This window comes from Roseateles sp., from assembly GCF_044373315.1.
Lineage (GTDB): Bacteria > Pseudomonadota > Gammaproteobacteria > Burkholderiales > Burkholderiaceae_C > JACDQM01.
Genome location: NZ_JBILQK010000023.1, coordinates 21,090 through 39,471, shown reverse-complemented (window position 1 = coordinate 39,471; position 18,382 = coordinate 21,090). Strand labels below are relative to the sequence as shown.

Genomic DNA, 18,382 nt, shown 5'->3' with positions numbered 1-18,382 from the left:
CATTCAGGCGCACGGACTGCTGCGCCTGCGCGACCTCTACAGCAGCTCATCGCCGCGCTGCGGCAGCCACCGCAGGCACAGCAGCGCCAAGCTGGCGCTCATCTGAAAAGTTCGTCTCGCTCAAGAAACTGCTGGCCCAATGAAAAAGGCCCCAGAGCGAATCTGCGGCCAAGGCTTCATCGAACCGGCCCTGCGGCCGGAGAAGCAGATCAGAACTTGTAGCTGGCACCCACAAGCACGGTGCGACCCCACTTCATGTACTCCAGCGGACGATCCTTGGTGCCAGCGTAGGTCTGGTACGCAGCGTCACCCAAGTTGTTCACCTGCAAGGTCAAGCCGAGGCCCTTCAAGCTGCCTTCGTTGAAGTTGTAGCCCACCTGCGCATCGGTGATGTTCTCGCCCACCACATAGCGCAGCGCACGCACGCCGTTGAAGTTGCCAATCTCACCGATGAAGTCCGAACGCTTGCGCTGGCTGATCCGGAACTCGAAGCCCTTGTTCTCGTAATAGAAGGTGAGATTGCTGACGCGCTTGGACAGGCCAGGCAGGGTGATTTCGCCGGAGCCGACGCTGCTGGCACTTTCCGGGTCACGGATCTTGATGCCACTGCTGGTGAAGCTTGCGCTGGCCTGGATGCCGAAGCCATTCAGAGCCGGCGACAACAGGGCGAACGGCAGCGAGGCCGACAACTCGACGCCAGACAGGCGGCCGCCCTTGCCATTCTCGGGCGCGGTATAGGTTCCGGTGGCCTGGAGCGGGATCGGCCGACCGTTGGCGCCCAGCACCGGGGTCACGTCACCGAGGTAGTTGGAGAAATCGTAGCCCGAGATTTTCTGGGTGTAGATGTAGGTCTTCAAGTCCTTGTGGAAGTAGGCCGCGGCCACATAGGCCTTGTTGCCAAAGTACTTTTCATAGGACAAATCGAAGGCCACAGCGCGCCAGGGATCAACCTTGGCATTGCCGCCGCTCGCGCCAGGTTCCCGGTTGCCCTGCGCGTTCGGCGTGTCGCCGACGCCGAACTCGATGGCTGAGCGCAGCTGGTCCACGCGCGGGCGGGCCACCTGCTTGGCCAGGCCCACACGCACCGCCTGGTCATTGGCTAGGCCAAAGACAAGGTTCATGCTGGGCAGCGCATCGGTGAAGGTCTTGCCGTCAGTGATCGGCTTGGGGTTGCCGCCATTGGTCAGGCGGATCGCGTCGGACGATTGGTCGACGTGCTGCAACTGCAGACCCACATTGCCTCGCACATCAACGCCACCCCACTTGGTGTCGATCTGACCCTTCACGAAGCCCGTGGTGATCTTCTCGTTGACGTCCCAGGACTTGGCGACCAGGTAGGCCGCGGAAGTCGAACTGGGTTCGAAGGTCATGTACTTGCCCACGGCGCCTGGCACATTCCAGGCCGGTATCTGGCCAACGCCAGCGAAGCTCAGATCGACCAGACCATACTGGAACTCCGACCCGATGGCAGTAATGCCCTGCGCACCGAGGTTGATGTTGCCTTCCGGTTGGCGTTTCTTCTTCGAGCGGTCAGCGTAGTTCACGCCGAAGTCGACGTCGGAGAACAGTCCGCGCACCAAGGCCGGTGCCGGCATAGTGCCTGCGAGCTTGAAGCTCTTCAGCTCGTCTTCAACGCTCGGCACCTTGCCGTAGCCAGAGCCGTATATGGTGCCGCGAAGCAGGAGCTTGCTCGGGTCTGAGTAGCTCTTCAGCGGATCCATCAGCGAGAAGCCGCCGGTGGCGTAGTTCAGCGTCAGGGTGTCCAGTTGCCCATTACCGGCGACAGGAGCGAGCTGCGTGTTGTTCTCGAGATTGAGTTCGTTCCGCTTGGCCTTCGAGAAGCTGACATCGGCGACGACAGTGAGGTCGCCGAAGGTGAACTTATTGTTCCAGCCGGCTGCGTCGATTGTGTCATCGCGCTTGTTGTACATGCCCCGCACCAGGGGGTACAGGTTGGCGACAACGCCACCGGTGAAGGTCTTGCTGCCGTTCACGACGGGCGAGGTGATGTTGATACGACCAAAACCGCCGTTGTAGTCGCCGAGATTGACCTCGAACTGGTTGGCGGTGTCCACCTGCTTGGCCGTCGTGTGATAGACGTCCAGCACGCTCGTCCATTCCTTGGACGCGCGCAGTTCCAGCGTACCCATCACGGCGTCGCGCTTGGTCACGCCGGTGCGACGCAAGGCCTTGATACCGTTTGAGTAGAAGGTACCTGCGGACAGGCCCGGGCGCCAGCCATCTCCGATGGCCTCCCAGGGCTCGTACAGGCCGACCTGATTCTCCTGCACCGGGGTTTCCTGGTGGGCGTAGCCCAGCACCCAGCCCACTTTGCGGTCGGCCGACTGGTCGATGTAGCTGGCGCTGAGGCGGTTGCCAGTGGCCTTGGCATCAGCCGCCGCGCCCAGCGAGTTGCGTTGGCCGCGCACATTGACGGCCACCACACGGTTGGCGAAGTTCAAGGGCCTCACGGTTTGCATGTCCAGCGTGCCGGACAAGCCCTGACCGATCAGGCCTGCATCCGGTGTCTTGTAGACGGTCACGCCACTCAGCAGCTCGGAGGGGTACTGGTCGAACTCGACACTGCGGTTGTCGCCTGTGCTGACCAGCTCACGGCCGTTCAGCAGACTGGTCGCGAAGTCGGGCGACAGGCCACGCACGCTGATGACCTGGGCACGGCCGGCGACCCGCTGGGCCGACAGGCCCGGCAAGCGCGCCAGCGATTCGGCGATGCTGTTGTCTGGCAGCTTGCCGATGTCTTCTGCCGAAATCGCCTCGACGATGGAGTCAGAGTTTTTCTTGACCGAAATGGCCGCTTCGATGCCCTTGCGGATGCCGGTCACGGTGACGGTGTCCAACGTGGTGGACTGCTGAGCCTGCGCGGCCTGAGCCGCAAGCAGCAACAGCACCGTGCAGCCGGCCGCGACCGGACTCATCTTGCCCACAGAAGCCCGCGCCACCTGGCGCACGTCGGACCTGAATTTGGAACTCTTCATTGCTTGTCTCCTACTTGATCTCTATCGCAGCCACACACGCTCTGGAGACCGGCTTTCCGGACCGGCCTACAGAAAATCTTCTGTTCTTGTCTTGATCAGGTTTGTACCAAAACTAGATTGTTTGCAACATCAGCCAAATCCCTAGTAATGACTTTTTTCACCGCTGAAAGTCATTCGGCTTTTGAAATACACAGGGCTTTTCATAGGCAAGATGACCACGATCGCCACTTGTTGCAGATTTCTTCGGCAGAACAATTAGTATCTAAACTACAACCATCCAGGACGCAGCGTCGCCGACAGCGTCAAGCCCGGTGCTGATCGATCGCCAGCGCCGCACCACCCAGCGCAGCCAGCGTGTCGGTGATCAAGGCTGTCGGGATCGATTGCAGATAGGGGCTCAGGCGCCCCTTGGCCTCAAAGCGCTGGCGGAAGTCCGACTCAAAGAAACGATTCGCAAGCCGCGGCACGATGCCGCCGCCGATGTAGACACCGCCACGTGCACCCAGCGTCAGCGCCACACTGCCGGCAAAGCCGCCCAGCAGCGCACAGAACACATCGAGCGTCTGGCTGCAGGTCTTGTCAGCGCCACTCAGGCCGAGTTCGACAATGCGCTCAGATGCCAGACAAGGCGAGGCGTGCCCGATCAGGGCCGCCACCGCCCCATGCAGCACCGGCAGCCCGATACCCGAGAGCAGACGCTCGGCAGACACATGCGCATGCTCACGCCGCACATGGGCCAGCAGCGCCGATTCGAAGTCGTCTGTGGGCGCCAGCGAGGCATGCCCGCCTTCCCCCGGCAAGGCCAGCCAGCCCTGAGCGGTCTGCACGACGCCCGCCACGCCGAGCCCGGTACCCGGACCAATCACCGCCAGCATGCCTGCGGGGTTCGGCAGCGGGCCATGAGCGTGCAGCTGCGAGGGTTGCAATCCGGGCAGGGACAGCGCCAGCGCCTCGAAGTCATTCAGCATCAACAGCAGGTCCAGGCCGAGTTGGCGCTGAACCTCGCTGCGCGAGAAGCGCCAGTTGCTGTTGATGAGATCAACCTCGTCGCCGGCCAAGGCGGTCGCAACGGCAAACGCGGCCCGCCTGGGCCAGCTAAAACCCGGCCCTAACTCAGCAGCCAGGCCATCAAGATAGGCTTGCGCCGCCTCGACCGGCCCGCCACAAGTCGCGACAGCCACCGTGCGGACATGGGAGACCCGTCCGGCCACCGCCCAGCCGAAGCGCGCGTTGCTGCCACCGATGTCAGCCACCAGACAGGGCGGCGGCGAAGCGTCCATGCGCTGCTGCTTCGCCATCTCGATACGCTCACTCGTCATGAATCAGCCTCCGCTTCAAGGCGCGGAACGGCGCGGAGCACCGCCATGCTCGGCTCAAGCGCTTCAGGGGCGTTGCAAAACTTCTCATTTCCATGCCATCAAGGTAGCAAAACTACATTTGAATGACAAGAGAGTCTTCACCAAAACTACATTTCCGCCGGCGTTCGGCACAGAACACTTGCTGAGGCAACCCCCTCCGCCTGCATGCGAGCGCATGCTGCGAAGCGGCGCACGGGGCCGCACCCGGGGGCTACACCGACTTGCTCTAGGGCTGTAGTGCAGCTACACAGCATTCCTGAAATGCCACGCTGGCGCCGCAACTGACGGTGACTCGCGGGCCGCATAATCGCGCGCAGCCAAGCCGCCGCCCCAGGGCCTCAGGACAAGAACCACTTATGCATCCTTTCGACAGCCCTCGCCTGATCGCCGACATCGGCGGCACCTATGCCCGTTTCGCGCTAGAAACGACGCAGGGCCAGTTCGAACACATCGCCTCGCTGCGTTGCGCCGACCATGCGGACTTCCATGCCGCCATCAAGGCCTACCTGGCCACCTTGCCCAAGGTGCAGATCCAGCATGCGGGCGTGGCGATCGCCAACCCGGTCGAAGGCGACCAGGTGCGCATGACCAACTACCACTGGCAGTTCTCCATCGAGGAGATGCGCCAGCGCTTGGGTCTGGACACGCTGGTGGTGGTCAACGACTTCACCGCGCTGGCCATGGCGCTGCCGCGGCTGTCGGCCCGTGATGTGCGCCAGATCGGCGGCGGCGCGGCCAATAAGCAAAGCGTGATCGGCCTGCTGGGCTCGGGCACCGGCCTGGGCGTCTCAGGCCTGATTCCGGCCGGCGAGGGCTGGATCGCGCTGGGCACCGAAGGCGGCCACACCAGTTTCTCGCCACGCGATGAACGAGAGATTGCCTTGCTGCGCTTTGCCTGGAAGCAGTTCCAGCATGTGTCCTTCGAACGCCTTCTGTCGGGCCCGGGCCTGGAATTGATCTACCGCGCGATGGCCGACTACGCCGGCCGCAGCGCCGAAGATCTGCAGGCGCCGGAGATCACCCAGCGAGCCCTGGACGGCAGCGACCCGGTCTGCGTCGACACGCTGGACCTGTTCTGCGTGCTGATGGGAACGGCCGCCGCCAACCTGGCCGTGACGCTCGGCGCGCTGGGTGGCATCTACATCGGCGGCGGCATCGTGCCGCGCCTGGGCAGCTATTTCGATCAGTCCAAGTTCCGCCAGCGCTTTGAGGAGAAGGGGCGCTTCAGCAGCTATCTGGCGGCCATCCCGACCTATGTCATCACGGCCGAACACGCCACCTTCATTGGCGCTTCGGCCATCCTGGAAGCGCAGCTGCGCAGCATCAACAGCGGGCCCGGTGCCGCCATCCTGAATCAGATCCGGCGCGCCCGCGAGCAGCTCTCGCCCGCCGAGCTGCGGGTGGCCGACCATGTGCTGGCGCATCCGCGTGCGGCACTCAATGCGCCGATCGCCGAGATCTCCCGCGCTGCGAATGTCAGCCAACCCACGGTGATCCGTTTCTGCCGCTCGCTGGGCTGCGAGGGCCTGTCGGACTTCAAGCTGCGCCTGGCTTCAGGGCTGACCGGCACGGTGCCGGTGACCCACACCCAGGTCACACAGGACGACTCGATGCTGGAGCTAGGCGCCAAGGTGCTCGGCAACACTGCCTCGGCCATCCTGCAGGTGCGCAGCGCGCTGAACCGCGACATGATCGACCGCGCCATCGAGCTGCTGCTGAAGGCGCGCCGCATCGAGTTCTTCGCAGTAGGCCACTACGGCGTGGTCGCCCAGGACGCGCAGTTCAAGTTCTTGCGCTTCGGCGTGCCCAGTGGCGCGCACACCGACCCGCGGCTGCAATCGCTGGCTGCCGCGGTGATGAGCAAGGACGATGTGGCCGTCATCATCAGCTCCGGCGGCAAGCTGCCCGAGCTGCTGGATGTGGCAGAGAAAGCCCGCGCGCGCGGCGCCTCGGTGGTCGCCATCACCGCCAGCCAGTCGCCACTGGCGCGCAAGGCCGACGCCACCCTGATCGTCGACCACGTCGAAGACGTTGCCACCCACCTGCCCATGGTCAGCCGCATCCTGCACCTGCTGGTGATCGACATCCTGGCTGTCGGCGTGGCCATGCGCCGCAATCCCGAAGTCATGCTGGACGGCATGCGTCAGGAGCTCGAGGAAGAAGCACCTGCCGCACCCGCCCCAGAGGGTGCCCGCGGTGCTCGCAGCGCAGCGCCGGGGGTCAGCCTGGCCGCACCGCTGGCCCGGCTGACCTCGCACAGCCGCTGAGCCACGGGCCAGCTGGAGAACCCTGCTCAGCCCGGCGTTTCGGTTAGGCGCTCTGCAGCGGCCGGGCCAGCGCCCGCATCGAACAAGCGCAGCTGGTTGCGCCCCGCGGCCTTGGACTGGTACATCGCCAGATCGGCCTGCTTGATCAGGTCTTCGCCGGACACGGCCTGCCCGCTGAACAGCGTCAGGCCCATGCTGGGAGTGCTGCTGTGCACCAGCCCGGCCAGATCGTAGGGCTCATTCAGCGCCGCCAGCATCTTCTGCCCGAGGCGCGTCAACTGGCCCACCGCCTCGCCAGTGTCGACGCTGAGCGACTCGACCAGCACGACGAACTCGTCACCGCCCAGCCGCGCGACGGTATCGGCCTCGCGCACGCAGCCCTGCAGACGCTGCGCCACCTGCTGCAGCAGCAGATCGCCCTTGTCATGCCCATGCGTGTCATTGAGCTGCTTGAAACGGTCCAGGTCGATAAACATCAGACCGGCGAAGCTCTTGCTGCGGGCACTGCTGGTTTGCGCCTGATGCAGACGATCCATCAGCAGGCGGCGGTTCGGCAGCTGCGTCAGGGCATCGAAAAACGCCAGGCTGCGGATCTTTTCCTCCGCCGCCTTGCGCTCCGATATGTCGTGCATGGTCGCCACATAGTGCGTCACATGCTTGCTGTCGCCCATCACCGCGGTGATGGTGATCGACTCCGGGTAGATCTCGCCATTCTTGCGCCGGTTCCAGAGCTCGCCTTTCCAGGCGCCGGTCGCCCGGATGCGCTCCCACATCGCCGCATAGAAGGCCGCGTCCTGCCGGCCCGAGCTACGCTCGCGCGGGTTCTTGCCGACGATCTCGGCCGCGGTATAGCCCGTGATTTCAGTGAAGGCGCGGTTGACGCGCAGGATGCAGCCCTCGGCATCGGTGACGAACATGCCTTCCTGGGTCTGGAATGCCGCCTCGGCAATGCGCAACTCCAGCTCGGCACGCTTGCGCGCCGAGATGTCGGAGAAGGTGACCACCGTGCCGCTGACCAACTCACCGTCGCGCACCGGATGGGCTGCGTACTCAACGGCAATCGCCTGCCCATTGCGGTGCCAGAACACCTCGTCATCGCGGCGGCAGGATTCACCGGACAGCGTCGCCAGGACAACCGGGCATTGCGCCGACGGATAGGGGCTGCCATCGGCGCGGTGATGGTGGATCAGCTCGTGGATGTCGCGACCGATCAGCTCCTCTACCCGATAGCCCAGCATGTGGGCACCGGCCTGATTGATGAAGGTGCAGTGGCCGGTGGTGTCAATGCCGTAGATGCCTTCGCCGGTGGAGTCCAGCAGCAGCAGCTTGTCGCGATTCAGGGCCTCGCGCTCGGCCTCTTCGCGCCGCCGCGCGCTAACGTCCTGCACGGTGCCGGCAAGGCTGATCGCTTTGCCCCGCGCGTCAAAGCTGACCCGCCCGCGCGCATGAACCCAGCATTCGCCAGCCAGGGGCAGCAGCAGGCGATGGTTGAAGTCATAGGCCCCCTCTGAGCGCAGGGCCTGCCGGTAGGCGGAAGTCGCCACCGCCCTGTCCTCAGGGTGGATCCGATCCAGGGCCCGCTGATAGATCTCGACAGCCGGGGTCTGCGGATCCAGCTCGAAGATGCGAAACGCTTCTTCGGACAGATGCAGCAGCCGGGTCTCGGGGTCCAGTTCCCAGCTGCCCAGGCAGGCAATGCGCTGCGCTTCCAGCATTCGATGATGGGCTTCGTGCAGGCGGGCCGCGATCTGCTGCCGCTGCTGCAATGAGCGCGCCAGCGCAGCCAGCGAGCCGACCACAAGCAGCGCCGCAAGCAGTCCGATCTGCAGCAGGTTCTGGCGGACGGACTTGATCTCGGCCCGCATCAGCACCGGCTCACGCGACACCAGCAAAAGCAAGGGAAAGCTGGCCAGCCAGCGATGGACCGTGCCGCGCTCGACCTGATCGAGCGGCGATGCCGCAAAGAGGAACCCAGTCGTCTGCTGCCGCAGCGCACGCAGCTGCAGCTCGTCGAGCTTGGCATGGCGATAGCGCTCGAGTTCGACGGTGCGGCTCAGCAAGGCCCCGCTGCTGGAGGCCACCGACACCAACGTGTCCGAAGCCAGGGTCAGGCCTTGCATGAAGCGCGTCAGCAGTTCGGGCCGCAAGCTCAGTTCCACGATGCCCTGGAAGCTGCCATCCGGCCCGAGCACCGGGCGCGACAGGCGCAGGATCCAGCGTCGGGTCTGCGGATCCAGCATCGGCTCTTCGATGTGCAACTGGTCGGCGCCGCCAGCGACGAAGGTCTTGTAGGCAGGCCGCTCCCCCAGCACCTGCAGCCCATCATGCGCGGGCAGGTCCGATAACACCACGCGCCCTTGATGATCGAGAACGGTGACATGCACCTCCTGGCCCGTCGAAACGTCCTGCCGGAGCAGCTCAACGCTTCGGGCCAGGTCTTCAGGGTGGTCCAGCGCTTCCGCGCGCAGGAACAGCAAGCCATGGTCCAGGTTCTGCAGCTGCCGCGTCAAAGTGACATCGATGAGTTCGGCCACATGCTGCAGTTCGCCCTTGAAATGGTTCAGGCGGTCTGATTCCACGCGCGCGGACTGCCAGGTGAGGGTCGCTACGACAAAGCCCATCAGCAGCAGGCCGACGAGCAACAGCTGGCGGGTCGCCGCGCCATCAGCCGACTGTGCCGCGAGGCGTGCCCAGAATCCTGCACTCGATGGCGTTCGATCTTCAGCGGTCATGCGCTTCCTGTGCCTGGCAACAAAATCATTCTAGGACCGGCGCCTCCGGCTGATGACTCGAACTGCGAGGGCTTCACCCGGAAGCCGAGGGTTATGGAGCATGGTCAAGCCCGATGCGCTGGCTAGCATGGGCCGATCCTCGTCATCCGGAGTACTGCATGCCCACACTCGTCGCCGACTTGCTGGATCTGCCTGGACTGCTTGGGCGCGAGGCCATGCTCGCCGCGCTGGATGCCGCCGCTGCACAAGCGCGCAGCAGCGGGCAGCCGCTGGCCACCTTGACGCTCGATGTCGATCATTTCAAGGACTATCAGGACCAGGCCGGTGGCGACAAGGCCCATGCGGTGCTGCAAAGCCTGGCCGAGTTGCTGATGCAGCACCGGCCGGCAGCCTCAACCCTGGTGCATATGGGCTCCGATGAATTCATGCTGCTGCTGCCCAGCCATGACCTGGCCGCCGCCCTGCTGGTGGCCGAGCGTCTGCGTGGCGAGGTGGCTAAGGCCTTCTCGACGCTGGGCCGCGGGCTGACGATCACCGTCGGTGTGGCCGCGTCGCCGGCCGGCGTGAACTGGAGCGCACGCACCTTGCTGGCGCTGACCGATGCCCGCATGACCTTTGCCAAGCGCCGCCTGCTGCCGCACCACAATCTGGTGTGGGCCGGCACCTTGCCCTCGGACTGGTATCTGCGCCTGGACATCGAACCGGGCATCTGGCCCTCGCTCTGAGTCCGGCAACCGTTCTGCGACCGTGCGATGCACGGCCGCAGCGGTCGGCAGGCCAGCCGAAAGCAGGCGATCCGCTTCCTAGAATCAGGCAGCCATGCGCCCCCTGCCCCTGATCGTCATTCTGCTGGTCCTGACCCATGTCGCCTTCAACGGCAGCCGGATCGCAGTCGCGCTGTATGCCATCCACCAGGGTGCCTCCACCTTCACCGTCGGCACGCTCGTTGCCTTGTATGCGCTCCTGCCGGCGCTCAGCTCGGTGGCTGCCGGCCGCTGGATCGACCGGCGCGGCATCCAGCGGCCGATGCTGCTGGGCACGCTGGGTGTGGGCCTGGGCACCATCGCGCCCTTTGCCATTCCCCATGTTGCGAGCCTGTATGTGACAGCGGTGCTGGTCGGCGTGTCCTTCATGCTGATCAATGTGGCGGCCTATCACGCGGTCGGCGAGATGAGCGCGCCCGAAGAGCGCACCGTCAACTTCAGCTATGTCGCTTTAGGCTTCTCGACCTCGGCCTTCGTCGCGCCGCTGCTGGTGGGCATGTCGATCGAGAGCCTGGGCTACCGCGCCTGCTTCCTGATCCTGGCGCTGTTCACCGTGATGCCCTTGCTGGCGCTGTGGGCCAAGCTGCTGCCCAATGGCGCCACGCGTGCCAAACAAGACCTGGCCCCAAAGGGCCATGTGTTCGAGCTGTTGCGCGACCCCGAGCTGCGCCGGCTCTTCATCGCCATGGCCATCCTGACGGTCGGTTGGGACATCTACAACTTCGCGATTCCGGTCTACGGGGCACAGATCGGCCTGCGGCCCTCGCAGATCGGCATCGTGATGGGCGCCTTCGCAGCGGCCACTTTCGCGGTGCGCCTGGCGATGCCCTTCTTTGCGCACCGCGTGCGGCCCTGGGGCCTGCTGATGGGTTCACTGGTGATCGCCGGTGCAGCCTATGTGGCTGTACCGTTCACGCACAGCGTCGGTGTGCTGATGGCCATCACCTTCGTGCTTGGCCTGGGACTGGGCGCCCCGCAGCCCATGGTGCTGACCCTGCTGCACCAGTCAGCGCCCGAAGGCCGCGCTGCCGAGGCGCTGGGCCTGCGCACCACGCTGATCAACACCAGCCAGACCGTGATGCCGCTGCTGTTCGGCGCCGTCGGCGCGGCGCTAGGCGTGGCGCCGCTGTTCTGGGCTATGGCCGCCACCATGCTGGCCGGTGCCGCCGGCGCACGTCGCCGCAGCTGAAAGTCACCCCCCGTTGGTGTGTCCAGAGCCGGCCACAGGGTCTGGGATACTGCCCGCACCTTTCAGCAAGGAGCAAGCCATGGCCCTGATGGATTTCATCAAGAAACAGTTCATCGACGTTCTGCAATGGACCGAGTCCGGCGACGGCACGCTGGCCTGGCGCTTTCCGATGGCGGGCATGGAAATCCAGAACGGCGCCTCGCTGACGGTGCGCGAGACGCAGGTCGCGGTCTTCGTCAACGAAGGCCAGGTGGCCGATGTGTTCGGCCCCGGCATGTACACGCTAACGACACAGACCCTGCCGGTGCTGACCTATCTGAAGAACTGGGACAAGCTGTTCGAGTCTCCGTTCAAGAGCGATGTCTACTTCTTCAGCACGCGCCAGCAGATCGACCAGCGCTGGGGCACGCCGCAGCCCATCACCATCCGCGACAAGGATTTCGGCGCGGTGCGGGTGCGCGCCTTCGGCAACTACGCCTGGCACATCGCCGATGCCAAGCAATTCCACAGCCAGATTGCCGGCACCCGCGAGACCTACACCGTGCAGGAACTCGAAGGCCAGCTGCGCGGCCTGATGCTGCAGCACATCGCTGATGCGGTGGCTGCCAGCGGCATTCCCTTCCTGGACCTGGCCGCCAACCAGATTGAGTTCGCCAAGCAGCTGCAGACCGCCACCGCGCCGGAGTTCGAAAAGCTGGGCCTGGCGCTGGACAGCGTCACGCTGCAAAGCGTCTCGCTGCCCGAGGAGCTGCAGAAGATCCTCGATCAGAAGATCGGCATGGGCATGATCGGCCAGAACATGGGCCAGTTCATGCAGTACCAGACCGCGCAAGCGCTGCCCAAGATGGCCGAGGGTGCAGCGTCCGGCGGCGGTGTGGCCGGCGATGCGATGGGCCTGGGGGCAGGTCTTGCGCTCGGCCAGGTGATGGCGCAGCAGCTGGGCCAGGGCCTGGGGGTCGGAGTGGGCACGGCGACCGCTGCCGCGCCAGCGCAGAGCCCCGAGCAGATCATGGCGATGCTGGAGAAGCTTGGTGATCTGAAAAGCAAGGGCATCCTGACCGACGAAGAGTTCGCGGCAAAAAAGGCCGAGCTCCTGAAGAAGCTGGGCTGATCCGGTCTTGAGCTCGAGCACCCAGCGCCGCTGGCAAGCGGCCTGTCCCAACTGCGGCGCGCCGGTCGAGTTCGCCTCGGCCGCGTCAGCCAGCACGGTCTGCAGTTTCTGCCGATCCACCCTGCTGCGCGAGGGGGAGGCGCTGCGCAAGATCGGCCAGAGTGCCGAGTTATTCGAGGACTACTCGCCGCTGCAACTCGGCGCCAACGGGCGCTATGCCGGCGAGGGCTTCAGCGTCGTCGGCCGGCTGCAGCTGCGCTATGCCGAGGGCGGCTGGAACGAATGGCACATCCTGTTCGACCAGGGCCGCAGCGCCTGGCTGTCGGAAGACAACGGTGCCTTCGTGATCGCATTCGAGGCGCCGCTCGCCGAAGCGCCGCCGGCGGCCGAAGCGCTGGTGGTGGGCGCACAGCAGATCGTCGCCGGCCTGCCCTGGCAGGTGGCTTCGAAGATCGAGGCCACGCTGCTGGCCGCCGAAGGCGAACTGCCGCATGCGCCCGAGCTGCTGAACAGCTTCTGGGTGGCCGACCTGCGCAACGCCCAGGACGAGGTCGCTACGCTGGACTACAGCCAGGCGGCAGCGCCCAGCTGGTCGGTGGGCCGCCCGGTGCAGTTGGCCGAGCTGGCCATGAGCGGCCTGCGCGAGGACAGCAGCAGGACGCTGGCCTCCAAGGCCAGGCCCTGCCCCAGCTGCGGCGCGGCCCTCACGCCGCGGCTGGAGAACAGCCAGTCCATCGTCTGCGAGCAATGCGATGCGGTGGTCGACATCTCCACCGAGCTCGGCGCTGACCTAAAGCATTTCGGCCAGATGAACGGCATGCAGCCGCAGATCCCGCTAGGCACGACAGGCCAGCTGGCCATCAGCGGCGGCGTGCCCAAGCCCTGGCAGGTGGTCGGCTATCTGGAACGCTGCGATCTGCCGGAAACTGCCGACGACGAGCAGACCTTCTGGCGCGAATACCTGCTGTTCAACAAGCTCGAAGGCTTTGCCTTTCTGGTTGATACCCAGGATGGCTGGAGCCTGGTGCGGCCACTGACCGGCGCGCCGCGCCCGGCCGGTGGCGGCGCGATGGAGTGGCAGGGCAAGACCTACCAGAAGCGCTGGACCTACACCGCCAAGGTGACCTATGTGCTGGGCGAGTTCTACTGGCGCATCAAGCGCGAGGAACGCGCCCTCGTCAGCGACTTCGAATCCAAGAGCGGCACCCGCACCGAGTTGCTCAGCCGCGAACAGACTGGCAACGAAGTGACCTGGAGCCAAGGGCGCACGCTGGATGCCTCCGAGGTGCAGCGCGCCTTCAAGCTCGCCGCCGATCAGACCGCAGCGCTGCAACGCGATGCCAAGAGCCTCAGCTTCGAGCCCGGCAAGCTGCTGCGCAATATCGTCATCGGCCTGCTGCTGATCGCGCTGCTGGTTGCGCTGCTGCGCGCCTGCAGCAAGGACGATTGCGAGCCGTACAAGAAGACCTATGGCGCGGCCAGCAGCGAATACCAGCAGTGCAAGCAGCGCAGCAGCGGCTCGGGTGTGCGCATCGGCTCGGGCGGTGGCTCCTACGGCGGCTACAGCAGCGGCGGCGGTGGACACAAGTGAACGAACGACCCCAATACTCTGAAGGAGAGCAGTGATGTACATCGAATGGCTCAATCCCGCCGTCGTGCTGGGCTCAATCCTGTATGCCGTGATCGGTGTGCTGGTGTTTTGGACCTCCTTCCTGATCGTCGACAAGCTGACGCCCTACAAGCTGTGGGAAGAAATCGTCGAGCACAAGAACGTGGCACTGGCCATCGTGGTGGGCGCCATGTGTATCGCCATCGGCCTGATCGTGGCCGCGGCGATCAAGGGCTGAACGGGTGAGCAAGCAGACGCTGCGCCAGCAGATCCGCGCCGAAGTGGCCGCGCTGCGGCCGCTCGATGCGCTGGAAGCTGCGCATCAGCAAGAGGCGCTGAACTGGATAGATAGTGGTGCCGAGCTCTGCCGCCTGGCCAAGCCGGCCACACCGCCGAGGCATCTGGTGTCCTACTTCGCCGTCGTCGACGAAGCACAGCGCCTGTTGCTGGTCGAACACCGCAAGGCGTTGTTGTGGCTACCACCGGGCGGCCATGTGGAGCCGGGCGAACACCCGCGCGACACGGTAGCACGCGAGATCGTCGAAGAGCTGGGCTTCGCGCCCCCCGAGCCCGTCGGCGCGCCGCTGTTCATCACCGCCACCGAGACCGTCGGGCTGACCGCCGGCCATACCGATATCTCGCTGTGGTACGTCGTGCGTGTCCCCAGCGGAAACCACATTGATTTCGACGCTGAGGAGTTCGCCTCGGTGCGCTGGTTCGACCAGAACGCACTGCCGCTGAGCCACAGCGACCCGCATCTGGCGCGCTTCTGCGCCAAGCTGCTGCAAGCCAGCGAGCAACGGGCTCTTGCCGCTGCCCTAGATTCCAATTGAACGAGCCCAGCGCCTCAGCGCCCGCACCGTCGCGCGCCTCCCTGCCCGAACTGCTGCTGCTCGGCAGTGTCTTCGTCATCGCCGCCTGCGGCCTGGTCTATGAACTGGCAGCCGGTGCGCTGGCCAGCTATCTGCTGGGAGACTCGGTGCTGCAGTTCAGCACCATCATCGGCGCCTATTTGTTTGCGATGGGACTGGGCTCCTGGCTGAGCCGCTATGTCGAGCGCCAGCTGATCGCGCAGTTCCTGAAGATCGAGTTGCTGGTGGGCGTGATCGGCGGGCTAATGCCGGCCGCGCTGTTCACCGCACACAGCCTGCTGCCGCCCGATCAGCTGGCCGGCTTTCGCGTGCTGCTCTACGGCCTGGTGCTCCTGGTGGGCGCGCTGGTGGGGCTGGAGATTCCGCTGGTGATGCGCATCCTGAAGGCCCACTTCAGCCAGCGCTACCGGCTGAGTGAGCTGGTCTCGCAGGTGCTGACCTTCGACTACCTGGGCGCACTGCTGGTGGCGGTGGCCTTCCCACTGCTGCTGGTGCCGCATCTGGGGCTGATACGCACCGGCGTGTTCTTCGGCCTGCTGAATGTGCTGGTGGCGATCTGGGCGCTGTGGCTGTTCCGCGCCGAGCTGCGCGCCTGGCGCAGCCTGGCCTGGGCCTGCGCCCTCAGCCTGGCGCTGCTGCTGGGGGCGATGTTCCAGGCCGAAACCTTGAGCACCTGGGCTGAAGACCGCTTCTATGGCGACCACATCGTGGTGCGCGAAAGCAGTGACTACCAGCGTGTGGTCGTGACCGACAGCCGCGCCGGCACGCGCCTGTTCCTGAACGGCAATCTGCAGTTCCACTCGCGCGACGAGTACCGCTATCACGAGTCACTGGTGCACCCGGCCATGGCGGCGCATGGCGCGCCCAAGCGCGTGCTGGTGCTGGGCGGCGGCGACGGCATGGCGGTGCGCGAGGTGCTGCGCTACCCCAGCATCGAGCAGGTCACGCTGGTGGAGCTGGATCCGCATATGACGCGACTCTTTGCCACGCTGCCGCTGCTGAGCCGACTCAACGGCGGCGCGCTGAAGAGCGACAAGCTGACGATCGTCAACACCGATGCCTTCGGCTGGCTCGAGCAATCGAAGGAGGTCTTCGACGTGATCGTGATCGACTTCCCCGACCCCAGCAATTTCGCGCTGGGCAAGCTCTACACCACCAGCTTCTACCAGTTGGTGGACCAGCATCTGTCAGCCGGCGGCTTTGCCGTGGTGCAGTCCACCTCGCCACTGGTGGCGCGCCGCAGTTTCTGGACCGTGGTGAACACCATCGAGGCGGTGGGACTGAGCACCACGCCCTACCACGCACATGTGCCCAGCTTCGGCGAGTGGGGCTTTGTGCTGGCCTCGCGCCGGCCCTGGAGCCCGCCGCGCCAGCTACCTGAAGGGCTGCGCTTTCTCAGCGTCGAAGGCCTGACGGCCATGACGCAGTTCCCGCCCGACATGGCTCGCCTGCCCACCCAGGTGAACCGCCTCTCCAACCAGGTGCTGGTGCAGGAGTTCGAGGCCGAGTGGGGCAAGCTGCACTGATGGCTCCCCAGCTGCGCAGGCGCGAACTGCTGTTGGCCGCTGCCGGGCTGCCGTTGGCGGGCTGCGAGGCGCCGCCAGCACCGCTGCAAGGCGGCTGGGTCGGCGCCAGTGCGGCGCGCGGTCACCGGCTGCGTCAAACGCCGCCAGCCTGGAGCGATGGCCCCATGCGGCGCACCGAGGTGCTGATCGTCGGCGGCGGCGTGTCAGGTCTTGCCTGCGCGCGGGCCTTGCAAGCGGGCGGCATCGATTGCGCGCTGCTGGAGCTGGAAGACCAAGCCGGCGGCAATGCCCGCGCGCATCAGGTCGGCGGCCAGCCCTGCCCGCTGGGCGCGCATTACCTGCCGCTGCCGGGCGCGGAGGCGCGCGAAGTGCAGCAGCTGCTGTTCGAGTTGGGCCTGGCGCGTACCGAGCTGGGCCGCACCGTTTTCGACGAGCGCCATCTCTGCCACAGCCCGCAGGAGCGCCTCTTCTATGAGGGCGAATGGGTGGAGGGCCTGCTGCCGCCCGCCGACGATCTGCCGCAGCGCCGGGCGCAATACCGGCGCTTTGCGATGCGGGTCAATCAGGCCCGGCGCGAGCTGGGCTTTGCCATGCCCAGCCGCCACGCGCGCTGGACAGCCGCGCATGCCGCGCTCGACGGCCAGACGATGGCGCAGTGGCTGCGGGCGCAGCAACTGGATGAAGCCGGCCTGCTCTGGTACCTCGACTACTGCTGCCGCGACGACTACGGCGCCGGCATCGCCGAAGTCTCCGCCTGGGCCGGCATTCAGTACTTTGCCAGCCGCCACGGCTTTCATGCGTCCGGCGATGCCGAAGGCGAGCGCGAGGCGGTGCTGACCTGGCCCGAGGGGAATGCCTGGCTGACGCAACGCATGGCGCAAGGCTTGCCAGCGCAGCTGTTCACCGGCCGCACTGTGCTGCGGGTGCGCGAGAGCCGGCATCAGGTCGAACTGCTGGCCTGGAACGAGGCCACACAAGCTCCCGAGCGCTGGAGTGCCAGCCAGCTGGTGCTGGCCACGCCGCTGTTCGTTGCGCTGCGCCTCCTGGAGGCCGTGCCACCGGCGCTGCAGGCCGCCGCGCAGGAGATCAGTTATGCGCCGTGGCTGGTCAGCAACCTCAGCCTCAAGTCCGCGCTGCTGGACCGACCCGGCGTCGGGCCAGCCTGGGACAGCGTGGCCTACGGCAGCCCGGCACTGGGCTATGTGGATGCGCGCCATCAGACGCTGGACCCGACACCCCGGCCGGGCCTGATCACACACTACTGGGCCCTGCCGCGCCAGCAGCGCGCGACGCTGCTGGGCGATGACTGGGCCGTGTGGGCGCAGGCCGTGATCGCCGAGCTGGCTCACACCCATGCCGATCTGCCACAGCAGCTGCAGCGCATCGACCTAGCGCGCTGGGGCCATGCGATGAGCATCCCGACGCCGGGCGTGCGCGGGTCAGCGGCGTTGGCCGCCTTGCGAGAGCAGCAGCAGGGTCGGCTGCATTTTGCACACAGCGATGTGGCCGGCTATTCGGTCTTTGAGGAAGCCTTCACACAGGGCGCCACCGTCGCGGCCCGCCTGGCCCGCGAGGTTCAGTCGCCGCGGCGCAAGAGCTGACGCTGCACACCCGTCGGTGCAAAAGCCTCGATGAGCTGCGCCATCAGCTGCTCGACGCGCGCGCTGTTGTCGCGACCCAGATTGCAGGCATAGACATCCAGCGTTACCGCGCCCAACTCGGGCCAGGTGTGCACCGCCAGATGTGATTCGGCCAGCAGCACCACGCCGGTGATGCCACTCTGCGCCGCGCCGGGCGCTGGCGTGAAGCGGTGGAACAGCTCGGCCACAGCTCCCAGCCCGGCGGCCTCGACAGCGTCGACACACAGAGCCTGCAGCGCTGCGACATCAGCCATCAACGGCTGGGCCGGATCGCAGCCGCGCAGGTCAGCCGTCAGGTGCAGTCCCTGCATGGCGTCG

Annotated in this window: 13 protein-coding genes; 9 read left to right on the top strand and 4 right to left on the bottom strand. The window is 65.8% G+C overall.

The window, feature by feature from the left end:
* Positions 1 to 209 precede the first annotated feature (209 nt).
* The gene (locus ACIQ67_RS07925; protein WP_397533821.1) at positions 210 to 2,996 is read right to left on the bottom strand and encodes a TonB-dependent receptor; all 2,787 of its coding nucleotides are present in this window, start codon (positions 2,994 to 2,996) and stop codon (positions 210 to 212) included.
* A gap of 302 nt (positions 2,997 to 3,298) precedes the next feature.
* The gene (glk, locus tag ACIQ67_RS07920; RefSeq protein ID WP_397533820.1) at positions 3,299 to 4,315 is read right to left on the bottom strand and encodes a glucokinase; all 1,017 of its coding nucleotides are present in this window, start codon (positions 4,313 to 4,315) and stop codon (positions 3,299 to 3,301) included.
* Between the two features lie 395 nt (positions 4,316 to 4,710).
* Here glk and ACIQ67_RS07915 point away from each other — a divergent pair, with 395 nt between their 5' ends.
* Positions 4,711 to 6,621 (top strand): glucokinase, encoded by a 1,911-nt coding sequence (locus tag ACIQ67_RS07915; RefSeq protein WP_397533819.1) that lies wholly within the window; start codon positions 4,711 to 4,713, stop codon positions 6,619 to 6,621.
* 26 nt (positions 6,622 to 6,647) lie between these two features.
* Here the strand turns inward: ACIQ67_RS07915 and ACIQ67_RS07910 are convergent, their stop codons facing one another.
* Entirely contained in the window at positions 6,648 to 9,353 is a 2,706-nt protein-coding gene (locus ACIQ67_RS07910; RefSeq protein WP_397533818.1) for a diguanylate cyclase domain-containing protein, read from the bottom strand.
* A 158-nt stretch (positions 9,354 to 9,511) separates the two neighbouring features.
* Here ACIQ67_RS07910 and ACIQ67_RS07905 point away from each other — a divergent pair, with 158 nt between their 5' ends.
* The 8 genes from ACIQ67_RS07905 (at position 9,512) to ACIQ67_RS07870 (ending at position 18,025) form a co-directional block, all read left to right on the top strand.
* Positions 9,512 to 10,078, top strand: coding sequence for a GGDEF domain-containing protein (locus ACIQ67_RS07905; RefSeq protein ID WP_397533817.1), 567 nt, complete (start codon positions 9,512 to 9,514; stop codon positions 10,076 to 10,078).
* A gap of 94 nt (positions 10,079 to 10,172) precedes the next feature.
* A complete protein-coding gene (locus ACIQ67_RS07900) occupies positions 10,173 to 11,306 on the top strand; it encodes an MFS transporter (protein ID WP_397533816.1) in 1,134 nt (377 codons plus the stop codon).
* Between the two features lie 79 nt (positions 11,307 to 11,385).
* Positions 11,386 to 12,417, top strand: a complete 1,032-nt coding sequence (locus ACIQ67_RS07895; RefSeq protein ID WP_397533815.1) for an SPFH domain-containing protein — start codon at positions 11,386 to 11,388, stop codon at positions 12,415 to 12,417.
* A 7-nt stretch (positions 12,418 to 12,424) separates the two neighbouring features.
* On the top strand, positions 12,425 to 14,008 hold the full coding sequence (locus tag ACIQ67_RS07890; RefSeq protein WP_397533814.1) for a DUF4178 domain-containing protein: 1,584 nt from the start codon (positions 12,425 to 12,427) through the stop codon (positions 14,006 to 14,008).
* 34 nt (positions 14,009 to 14,042) lie between these two features.
* A complete protein-coding gene (locus ACIQ67_RS07885; protein WP_397533813.1) occupies positions 14,043 to 14,264 on the top strand; it encodes a DUF350 domain-containing protein in 222 nt (73 codons plus the stop codon).
* Between the two features lie 4 nt (positions 14,265 to 14,268).
* Positions 14,269 to 14,859 carry an NUDIX domain-containing protein gene (locus ACIQ67_RS07880; RefSeq protein WP_397533812.1) on the top strand — a complete coding sequence of 197 codons (591 nt, stop codon included), beginning with the start codon at positions 14,269 to 14,271 and terminating at the stop codon, positions 14,857 to 14,859.
* A complete protein-coding gene (locus ACIQ67_RS07875; RefSeq protein ID WP_397533811.1) occupies positions 14,856 to 16,424 on the top strand; it encodes a polyamine aminopropyltransferase in 1,569 nt (522 codons plus the stop codon). Before ACIQ67_RS07880 ends, ACIQ67_RS07875 begins: the two co-directional genes overlap by 4 nt.
* Complete coding sequence (locus ACIQ67_RS07870; protein ID WP_397533810.1) at positions 16,424 to 18,025, top strand: flavin monoamine oxidase family protein; 1,602 nt, start codon at positions 16,424 to 16,426, stop codon at positions 18,023 to 18,025. The genes ACIQ67_RS07875 and ACIQ67_RS07870 overlap by 1 nt, the downstream gene beginning before the upstream one ends.
* Here ACIQ67_RS07870 and speD read toward each other — a convergent pair.
* Positions 18,001 to 18,375, bottom strand: a complete 375-nt coding sequence (gene speD, locus ACIQ67_RS07865; RefSeq protein WP_397533809.1) for an adenosylmethionine decarboxylase — start codon at positions 18,373 to 18,375, stop codon at positions 18,001 to 18,003. The genes ACIQ67_RS07870 and speD overlap by 25 nt on opposite strands.
* Positions 18,376 to 18,382 lie beyond the last annotated feature (7 nt).